Consider the following 8,837-nt stretch of genomic DNA (forward strand, 5'->3'; position numbering starts at 1 on the left):
GGCCGGACGGTACGGGGGAGTGCTCAGTGCCCGGGGCACCCCGTAAGCTGCGCGCAGGCCACGAAGTGGTCCGGCTCGGCCTCGTACAACTCACCCTCGGCGCCCGCGTCGTGGAAGACGCAGCTCTCCACCGGCTCGGCGTCGGCCCATTCCACCCCCAGCCGCGGGACGGCGGCCAGCAGGTGCCGGGTGTAGGGGTGCATCGGGTTGCCGAAGACCTTCTCGGTCGCCCCCCGCTCGGTGATCCGCCCGCCCCGCAGCACCACCGTCTGCTCCGCCAGGTAGGTGCCCAGGGCGAGGTCGTGCGTGATGTACAGGACGCCCAGGCCCCGCTCGCGCAGGTCGCCCAGCAGGTTGAGCACGTCGACCCGGGTCGAGGCGTCCAGCATGCTGGTGATCTCGTCGGCGACCAGGAACTCCAGTCCGTCGAGCAGCAGCGCCCGGGCGATCAGCAGGCGCTGCAGCTGGCCGCCGCTGAGCTGGTGCGGGTACTTGTTCAGCACCTGCCCCGGATCGAGCCGCACGTCGCGCACGGCCCGTTCCACCCGGCCGCGCCAGTCGGCGGCGGACAGCCTCGGGTAGTAGGCATCCTTCACCAGCGCGAACACCCGGTCCGCCTTGAAGACGGGGTTGAAGCAGCTGAACGGGTCCTGGAAGATCCCCTGCACCCGGCGGTAGTACTCCCGGCCCGAGCGCACCGGCTCGCCGCCCAGCGTCAGGGAGCCCTCGGTCACCGGGGTCAGGCCCAGGATCATGCGCCCCAGGGTCGACTTGCCGCTGCCGCTCTCCCCGAGCAGGGTGACGACCTCCCCCCGCCCGACGGTGAAGGAGACCCGGTCGACGGCGGTGACCGAACTGCCGGAGAAGGTCCCGGTCCGGAACGTCTTGGTGACGCGGTCGAGTGTCAGCATCAGACCTTCCAGCACGCTACGTGGTGACGGGGGGCGACCTCGACGACCGGCGGCTGCTCGGCGCACCGGTCGTCGGCCAGCGGGCACCGGGCACGGAACCGGCACCCGGTGGGCGGGGACAGCAGCGAGGGCGGACTGCCCTCGATGCCCGACAGGCGGCCCTCGGAGCGGCGCACGCCCGCCTCCGGCAGCGCGGCCAGCAGCCGACGGGTGTACGGGTGACGCGGCGCGCTGGTGAGGACCTTCGACGGCGCCTTCTCGGCGAGCAGACCCGCGTACATCACCATGATCGTGTCGGCGATGTGCGAGGTCAGCGCGAGGTCGTGGGTGATGAACACCATGCTGGTGACCAGGCCCTGGTCGCGCAGGCCCACCAGGGCGTGGGCGACCGCCTTCTGGTTGGAGACGTCCAGGGCGCTGGTCACCTCGTCCGCGATCAGCAGCGAGGGGTCGAGCAGCGTGGAGATGACCATCACCGTGCGCTGCTTCATGCCGCCGGACAGCTCGATGGGGTAGCGGTCCAGGACCTCCGGCTTCAGACCCACCAGGGCCAGACGCCGGTGCAGCTCCCCGGTGTCCACCGAGGCCCCGCGCGAGGCGAGGAGTTCGCGGATCATCCGGCCGATGCGGCGCGTGGGGTTCATCGCGCTCATCGAGTACTGCGGGACCAGCGAGATGCGGCGGAAGCGGAACGCGTTCATGGCGCGGTCGTCGCCCACCGGGACGTCGTCCCCGTCGAGGGTGACGGTGCCGCCCACGTGGCGCATCCGGCCGTCCATGCGGATCAGCGACTTGCCGAGCGTGGTCTTGCCGCAGCCCGACTCGCCGACCAGGCCGAGGATCTCGCCGTCGTCGACGGAGAAGCTGACGCCGTCCAGGGCGCGAACGTCGCCCCGCAGCGTGCGGTAGTGGACCCGGAGGTCGTCGACGGTCAGGGTCATGTGCTTACGACTCCCTCAGCTTGGGGTTGAACACCTCGTCCAGACCCACGTTGGCGACGTACAGCGCGCCGACGACCGCGGTGATGCCCACACCCGGCGGCACGAACCACCACCACATGCCGAGCTGGAGCGCGCTCCACTGCTGTGCGCTCTGGAGCATCAGGCCCAGCGACACGCTGTCGGTGGGGCCGAGGCCGATGAAGTCGAGGGAGGAGGCGATGAGGATGGAACCGCCGAACAGCAGGATGAACGTCATGAACAGGTAGGAGCTCATGTTCGGCGCGATCTCCCGGAAAATGATCTTCCAGGTGCGGCTGCCGCTGAGCCGGGCCAGATCCACGAAGTCGCGGGTGCGCAGACTGAACGTCTGGGCGCGGATCGCCCGCGCCGCCCACGGCCACGACGTCAGGCCGATGAACAGGCCCTGCACCGGCACGCTGCGCACGCCGAGGTAGGCGTTGACGATCAGCAGCACAGCCAGCGACGGGATGACCAGCACGATGTTGGTCAGCATCGTGAGCACCTCGTCGAGCACACCGCCCCGGTAGCCGGCGAAGAAGCCGACCAGCATGGCGACGACGGCCGCGATGCCGCCGCCGATCACGCCGACCAGGAAGGTGGCGCGCAGGCCGTGCACGAACTGCGCGAAGACGTCCTGCCCGAAGGTCGTGGTGCCGAACCAGTGCTCGCCGCTCGGCCCCACCCCCTGGGCGCCCGAATAGGCATTGGGGTCCTTGCCCTCCAGCAGCAGCGGGCCCAGCAGGCCGGTCAGCAGCAGCACCAGGACGACGGCGAGGCCGATCAGCAGCTTGGGATTGCGGACCGCGTAGTGCAGGGTCTCGCGGGTGGGACTGAGCGGAGCCGACGGCTCGGCCGCCGCGGAGGCGAGGCCCGGAACCGCGTCGGGAGCGCTCTGCGTGGTCGCGACCGGCTCGGAGGCCGGTTCGCCGAGTGGGGGCATCGCGTTCATGACTGGCCTCCCGCCATGCCGGTCCGGGTCCGGGGGTCGACGATCACGTAGACGAGGTCGATGAGGAAGTTGGCGATGAGCACACCGATCACGATGAAGAGGAAGGTGCCCTGCAGCAGGAAGAAGTCGCGGTTCTGGATCGCCGCGAGGATCAGGCTGCCCAGGCCCGGATAGTTGAAGACGATCTCCGTGACCAGCGCGCCGGCCACCAGGACGCCCAACTGCAGCGCCAGCCCGGTGATCTGCGGCAGGACGGCGTTGCGGAAGGCGTACCGGCGGATCAGCCGCTGCGGGGCGCCCAGCGCGGCCAGGTAGGACGAGTGGTCCGCCTCGAGCTCGTAGATGATCATGTTGCGCATGCCGATGGCCCAGCCGCCCAGCGCCACCAGGAACATGGACAGGAAGGGCAGCACCCAGTGGTGCAGCGCGTCGGTGAAGAAGAGCCAGCTCCACGACGGCTCGATGTCCAGGCTGTAGCCGCCCGAGACCGGGAACCAGCCCGCCCGCGCGCCGAACACCCAGGCCAGCAGGACGGCGATCCACATGTACGGCATGGCCGTCAGCAGATAGCCGGCCGGCAGCACGGTGTTGTCCAGCAGCTTGCGTCGGGCGGCCAGCGCGCCGAGCCAGTTGCCGACGAACCAGCTGAGCAGGATGGCCGGGATCATCAGCGCGAGCGTGTAGGGGAGCGCACCCAGGATGATCTCGCTCACCGGCTGCGGGAACACCCAGATCGAGATGCCGAAGTCGCCCTGGAGCAGCGACGACCAGAAGTGCAGGTACTGCTCCCAGACGGGCCGGTCGAAGCCGAACAGCTCGTTGTAGTAGGCCCGCATGTGCTCCACGGCCTCCGGCTGCGAGACCCGGGCCCGGGAGATCATCGCGGAGACGGGATCACCGGGCATGAACCGGGGGATCAGCCAGTTCACCGTGACGGCGAAGACGAAGGTGAGGACGTAGACGAGGAGCTTGCGGGCGAAGTAGCGGCGCAAGGGTGAACTCCAGGATCAGGAGAGGCAGGAGAGCCGGGAACAGGAGAGCCGGGAAGACGGGGAGGTCGGCGCCGGGCGGCCGCCCGGAGGCGCCCCGCCCCCGCCGGTGCGTCCGGGGGGAGGGGGCGTCCGGCGGCCGCCGCGGCCGCGGGAACTACGTCCGCGGGACTACTTCTTCGCGGGCTTCAGGCCGGTCAGCGCCTCGAAGCCGCCCAGCTCCAGCCAGTTGCGCCACAGAGTGGGCGCGTGCGGGTTGTCGCCCTTCTCCGAGGGCCAGTTGGTCCAGGTGCCGGTCGTCGACTGGGACCACAGGCCGTTGTACCAGAGCGGGATGACGGGCATCTCCTCGAGCTGGATCTCCTGGATCTTGGAGACCGCCTCCTTCATGCCCGCCTCGTCGTCGGTCTTCACGCCGCCGAGCTCGTTGACGAGCTTCCACGCCTCCTTGTTCTCGTAGCGGCCGAAGTTGACCGTGTTCTGCTGCTCGCGCACCGGCAGCTGGAACATGTACTCGTAGTACGTCCACGGGGTGTTGGACAGCTGGCGCTCGTTGTTGATCACCAGGTCGAACTCGCCCTTGCCGCGCATGTCGGTCAGCGCGTTCTGGTCCGGGAAGTCGGTGCTCACGTCGATGCCGGCGGCCTTGGCGCTCTCCGCGATGACCTTCGCCGCCTCCATCCAGTCGGTCCAGCCGGAGGGCACGATCAGCTTCAGCTTCAGCTTCTTGCCGTTCTTGTTCTCCACCAGTCCGTCGCCGTCGGTGTCCTTGTAACCCGCCCCCTTCAGCAGGTCCTTGGCCTTGGCGGTGTCGTAGGAGAAGCCGCTCTTCGCGGTCAGGCCCTTGTCGATGTAGGCGTCCCACTGCGGCAGCAGACCGGTCGGGTCGGCCGGTCGCACCAGCTCGCCGTAGACGCCCGTGACGATCTTGTCGATGTCGATCGAGTACGCCAGCGCCTTGCGGAACGCGGCGTCGTCCATCGGCTTGCGCTTGGTGTTGGGCACCAGCCAGGCGGTGTTGGCCGACAGCATGTAGGGCGGCTTGTCGTAGTACGAGACGGCCTTGCCGCCCTTGATCATCTGGGCCGCGCCGGGGAGGAAGTTGTTGCTCAGGTCCAGCTGCCCCTGCCCGATCTGGCCGATGACGACCTCGTTGCTCGGGTTGGAGATGTCGACGATGTACTTGGGCGCCGGCTTCATGCCGAGCGCGTTCACGCCCCACCAGTCGTCACGGCGCTCCCACACCACGCGGTCCTGGGAGTGGCTCTTGAGCTTGTACGCGCCGGAGGCCACCGGCTTGTCGTTGACGCCGTTGAGGACGTCCTCCTCGGAGAGCTTGCTCCACACGTGCTCCGGCACGATCGGCTGCCCGTAGAGGGTGAAGTCCCACTCCTGGTAGCGCGCCTCCTTGAAGGAGAAGCGCACGGTCTGCTCGTCGACGGCCTCCGCCTTGGACAGCCAGTCCCACAGGGTGTGGAACGAGGCGGCCTCCAGCTTGCCGATCTCGTAGGAGAAGACGACGTCCTTGGCGGTCATCGGCTTGCCGTCCGACCAGGTGATGCCCGAGCGCAGCTTCACCTCGTAGGTCTTGTCGTCCTTCCACTCCCCGCCCTCGGCCAGCCACGGCTTGAGCTCGCCGGCCTTCGGGTCGAAGTGGAACAGCGTCTCGTACGCCAGCCCCTTGGTGCCGGTGGCATGGTCCCAGTTGTGCAGGGGGTTGTAGTTGGCCGGCGGCCCCCACTGGGTGCCGCTGGTGTAGAGGGTCTCGTTCCTCGGAAGTCCCCCCTGAACTCCCTTTCCGTCCGGGGTCGTGGAGGAACCCCCGCCCGTACACGCCGTGACGACCATGCCGCCCACGGCCGCCAGAGCGATGAGCCGCGCTCGAGTGCGCATCGGTCAACTCCCTCCCCGCCCGTCCTCGGGCGGAGCAACTGAACCGGGTAAGTGGCGGAAGTCTCGGCCCGACCGGCGGCGGTGTCAAGGGGGGACGGGAGCGCTCCCGTGGCTTCGTTACACGGAAGTTGTTTACGTCGATGTCCGCACCGGGCAGGTCTGGACGTGCGGCGCTGCCGCTACGATGACGGCACCCATATGAAGCGGTTAAGCGAGGTCACATGTCCAGGCGTCGCCCCACCATGGAGGACATCGCGCGACGAGCGGGCGTCTCCAAGGTCGCGGTCTCGTACGCGCTCAACGACCGGCCCGGCGTCTCGCCGGGGACCCGGGCCGAGATCAAGCGGATCGCCCGGGAGATCGGGTGGCGTCCCAACAGCGCGGCCCGCGCCCTCACCCGGGCCAGGGCCGACGCCGTCGGACTGGTCTCCTCCCGGCCCGCCCAGCTCCTCGGGGCGGAACCGTTCTTCATGGGCCTGATCAGCGGCATGCAGGACGAGCTCGCCGCCCAGGGCAAGGCGCTGACGCTGCAGTTCGTCGCCGACGCCGGGCAGGAGATGGAGGTCCACCGCCGCTGGTGGGGCGAGGGCCGGATCGACGGCGTGCTCCTGACCGACCTGCGCACCGACGACCCGAGGATCGCGCTGATCCGCGAACTCGGCCTGCCCGCCGTGGCGATCGGCCACCCGGAGGCGGCGGGCGGGCTGCCCTCGGTGTGGTCCGACGACGCCGCCGCGCTCGGCCAGACCCTGCGCTACCTGCACACCCTCGGCCACCGTTCGGTCGCGCGGGTCGCCGGACTGCGCGACCTCGACCACACGGCACGCCGCGACCGCGCCCACCGGGCGGTCTGCGCCGAACTGGGCATGGGGGAGCCGGCCATCGTGCACACCGACTACTCCGGGGAGGCGGGCGCCCGGGCGGCCCGCGGCCTGCTCATCCGGCCCGACCGCCCGACCGCCATCGTCTTCGACAACGACATCATGGCGGTCGCCGGGCTGTCGGTCGCCGACGAACTGGGGCTGAGCGTCCCCGGGGAACTGTCCCTGGTCGCCTGGGACGACTCCCAGCTCACCAGGGTCGTCCGCCCGGGCATCACCGCCCTCAACCGGGACATCCCCGCCTACGGCAGGCACGCCGTCCGCACCCTCCTCACCCAGGTCGAGGAGGGCTGGGCCGAGTGCCTCGAGGACGAGCCCGCGCGGCTGCTGCCGCGCGGCAGCACGGGGCCGGCGGTGGCGGGCGCCGCGGCCGTACCGTCCTCGCCGGTGACCGCGGAGCCTTGAGCGTGGAGGCCTGAGCTTGGAGCCCTGACCGCAGAGCCCAGGCTGCGGAGCCCTATTCGCGGAGCCCTGAGCGTGAGGCCGTCCGGTCGTGCCCCGGCACGCTCGGGCACCCTGCCGGGAAGCGGAAGAGCCCCGCCGGGGTCCGGCAGGGCTCTTCCGCGGCGCCGGACGGGGCCGGCGGAGCGGCGGTGGGGAGTGCGGTGGCGCGTGGTGCGTGGTGCGACGGTGCGGGGAGGGAACGTCAGGCACCCCCGGGCTGCGGCCCTCGGCGCCCCGCCGGATTACCGGATGCTGATCAGGCCGCGCCGCTCACGGCCCGGCGGGGAGAGGAAGAGCGCGACGAAGCAGGCGAAGAACGAGATGCAGCCCGCCAGGGTGAAGGCGCCGTCGAGCCCCCACGCGTCGACGACCATGAACCCCATGCCCGCGCCCAGACCGGACACCAGCTTGGAGCTGTACACCATGCCGTAGTTGGTGGCGTTGTTGTTCTCCCCGAAGTAGTCGGCCGTCATCGCGGCGAACATCGGGAAGATGGCGCCCCCGCCGAAGCCGGAGATGGCCGAGAAGACGAGGAACAGCGGCAGCGACTCGATGCCGGCCGACCAGATGATCCCGAACTGCGCGAGACCCAGGACGACACACACGGCGAGCAGACACTGCTTGCGGCCCATACGGTCCGACAGCCAGCCGATGACGCCCCGGCCGGTGCCGTTGACGACCGCCTTGAGGGACATGGCGGTCGCCACGATCCCCGCCGCGAACCCCGCCTCCTGGCCGATGTCGACCTGGAACGCGATGCCGAAGATGTTCACCCCGGAGGTGCAGGCCAGACAGAACCACATCAACGCCACCCGCCCGGTCCTCCAGGCCTCCATGGGGCTGTACTGCTTGACGGCCGGCGGGTTCTTCGCCAGCGAGCGCCGGGCGCGCGGGTCGTCCGGCGGGTTGAGCGGATCCACCTCCGCCGGCCACCAGTTCTTCGGCGGGTCCTTGAAGAAGGAGCCGGCGAAGCCCACCACGGCGGCGAGGAAGAGGCCGACCAGAGTCAGTACCCACTGGAAGTTCCCGACGTCCATGAAGCCGGTGAAGATGAAGACGAACGGCACCGAGCCGTACGCGAAGCCGCCGTTCACGAAGCCCGTCTTGCCGCCCCGGCGCTCGGGGTACCACTTGCCCACCATGTTGACGCAGGTGGCGTACACCATGCCCGCGCCCATGCCGCTGAACATCCCGAAGCCGATGAAGGCGAGGAGGACGTGCGGTGAGAACGCCAGCGACAGGTAGCCCAGCAGCGTGCCGACCGCGCCGAGCATCATCGCCGAACGGGCCGGCAGACGGCCGCTCTCCCGGAGCCTTCCCGCGGGGAACGCCACCGCGGCCTGGAAGAAGACCCACACGGTCATCATCCAGTAGATGGCCCCGCTGTCCCAGTGGTGCGCCGCGTGCAGCGCGTCCTCGGCCGACGCGAACGCGTACTCGGCGGAGGAGATGCCCATCATGCCCACCCAGGGCAGGACGACCATCCAGATCCGCTTGCGGCCCATGATGTCGATGTCGGACTCGCCCAGCCGGTAGACACGTCCGTTGGCGTCCGTGACCTCCCGGTAGGGGAGTGGTGTTGCGAGATCGTCGGTGGCTGTCATCGTCCCTTAGCACCCCTTGCGTTCGAAAGCTCTTGCCGGCGCCCCCTGTCCAAGGCCTTCCGTGTGCGCACGGGTCCCGGGGCGGGCGGCCGCCCCCCCCGCCCCCCCCCCACCACACCCCCCCAACGACCACCACCCCGTACCCGCCCGCGTCGGTACCCGGGCGCAAGGGTCCCCCCGCGCGCCGGGCCCCGCGGCGGCGCC

At 70.0% G+C, this 8,837-nt stretch carries 7 protein-coding genes; 1 reads left to right on the top strand and 6 read right to left on the bottom strand.

All coding sequences use genetic code 11. The features are described from left to right. Positions 1–23: 23 nt before the first annotated feature. The 5 genes from ACFRAV_RS18885 to ACFRAV_RS18905 form a co-directional block, all read right to left on the bottom strand. On the bottom strand, positions 24–911 hold the full coding sequence (locus ACFRAV_RS18885; protein ID WP_382556943.1) for an ATP-binding cassette domain-containing protein: 888 nt from the start codon (positions 909–911) through the stop codon (positions 24–26). Then, positions 911–1,852, bottom strand: a complete 942-nt coding sequence (locus ACFRAV_RS18890) for an ABC transporter ATP-binding protein (RefSeq protein WP_382556945.1) — start codon at positions 1,850–1,852, stop codon at positions 911–913. Before ACFRAV_RS18890 ends, ACFRAV_RS18885 begins: the two co-directional genes overlap by 1 nt. A 4-nt stretch (positions 1,853–1,856) precedes the next feature. Beyond that, entirely contained in the window at positions 1,857–2,822 is a 966-nt protein-coding gene (locus ACFRAV_RS18895; RefSeq protein WP_382556947.1) for an ABC transporter permease, read from the bottom strand. After that, positions 2,819–3,814, bottom strand: coding sequence for an ABC transporter permease (locus ACFRAV_RS18900; RefSeq protein WP_382556949.1), 996 nt, complete (start codon positions 3,812–3,814; stop codon positions 2,819–2,821). Before ACFRAV_RS18900 ends, ACFRAV_RS18895 begins: the two co-directional genes overlap by 4 nt. Before the next feature lie 168 nt (positions 3,815–3,982). Beyond that, the gene (locus ACFRAV_RS18905; RefSeq protein ID WP_382556952.1) at positions 3,983–5,704 is read right to left on the bottom strand and encodes an ABC transporter substrate-binding protein; all 1,722 of its coding nucleotides are present in this window, start codon (positions 5,702–5,704) and stop codon (positions 3,983–3,985) included. A 221-nt stretch (positions 5,705–5,925) separates the two neighbouring features. Between ACFRAV_RS18905 and ACFRAV_RS18910 the strand changes: the two genes are divergently transcribed. After that, positions 5,926–6,990, top strand: coding sequence for a LacI family DNA-binding transcriptional regulator (locus tag ACFRAV_RS18910; protein WP_382556955.1), 1,065 nt, complete (start codon positions 5,926–5,928; stop codon positions 6,988–6,990). A gap of 281 nt (positions 6,991–7,271) precedes the next feature. Here the strand turns inward: ACFRAV_RS18910 and ACFRAV_RS18915 are convergent, their stop codons facing one another. Next, positions 7,272–8,633, bottom strand: a complete 1,362-nt coding sequence (locus tag ACFRAV_RS18915; protein ID WP_382556957.1) for an OFA family MFS transporter — start codon at positions 8,631–8,633, stop codon at positions 7,272–7,274. Positions 8,634–8,837 lie beyond the last annotated feature (204 nt).

The sequence above is a fragment of the Streptomyces sp. NPDC056600 genome, from assembly GCF_042792855.1.
Lineage (GTDB): Bacteria > Actinomycetota > Actinomycetes > Streptomycetales > Streptomycetaceae > Streptomyces.

Excerpts from the sequence above, each read along its gene's own strand:
- ACFRAV_RS18910 (WP_382556955.1), top strand. The coding sequence starts at position 5,926 with ATGTCCAGGCGTCGCCCCACCATGGAGGACATCGCGCGACGAGCGGGC.
- ACFRAV_RS18885 (WP_382556943.1), bottom strand. The coding sequence starts at position 911 with ATGCTGACACTCGACCGCGTCACCAAGACGTTCCGGACCGGGACCTTC.
- ACFRAV_RS18905 (WP_382556952.1), bottom strand. The coding sequence starts at position 5,704 with ATGCGCACTCGAGCGCGGCTCATCGCTCTGGCGGCCGTGGGCGGCATG.
- ACFRAV_RS18915 (WP_382556957.1), bottom strand. The coding sequence starts at position 8,633 with ATGACAGCCACCGACGATCTCGCAACACCACTCCCCTACCGGGAGGTC.
- ACFRAV_RS18890 (WP_382556945.1), bottom strand. The coding sequence starts at position 1,852 with ATGACCCTGACCGTCGACGACCTCCGGGTCCACTACCGCACGCTGCGG.
- ACFRAV_RS18895 (WP_382556947.1), bottom strand. The coding sequence starts at position 2,822 with ATGAACGCGATGCCCCCACTCGGCGAACCGGCCTCCGAGCCGGTCGCG.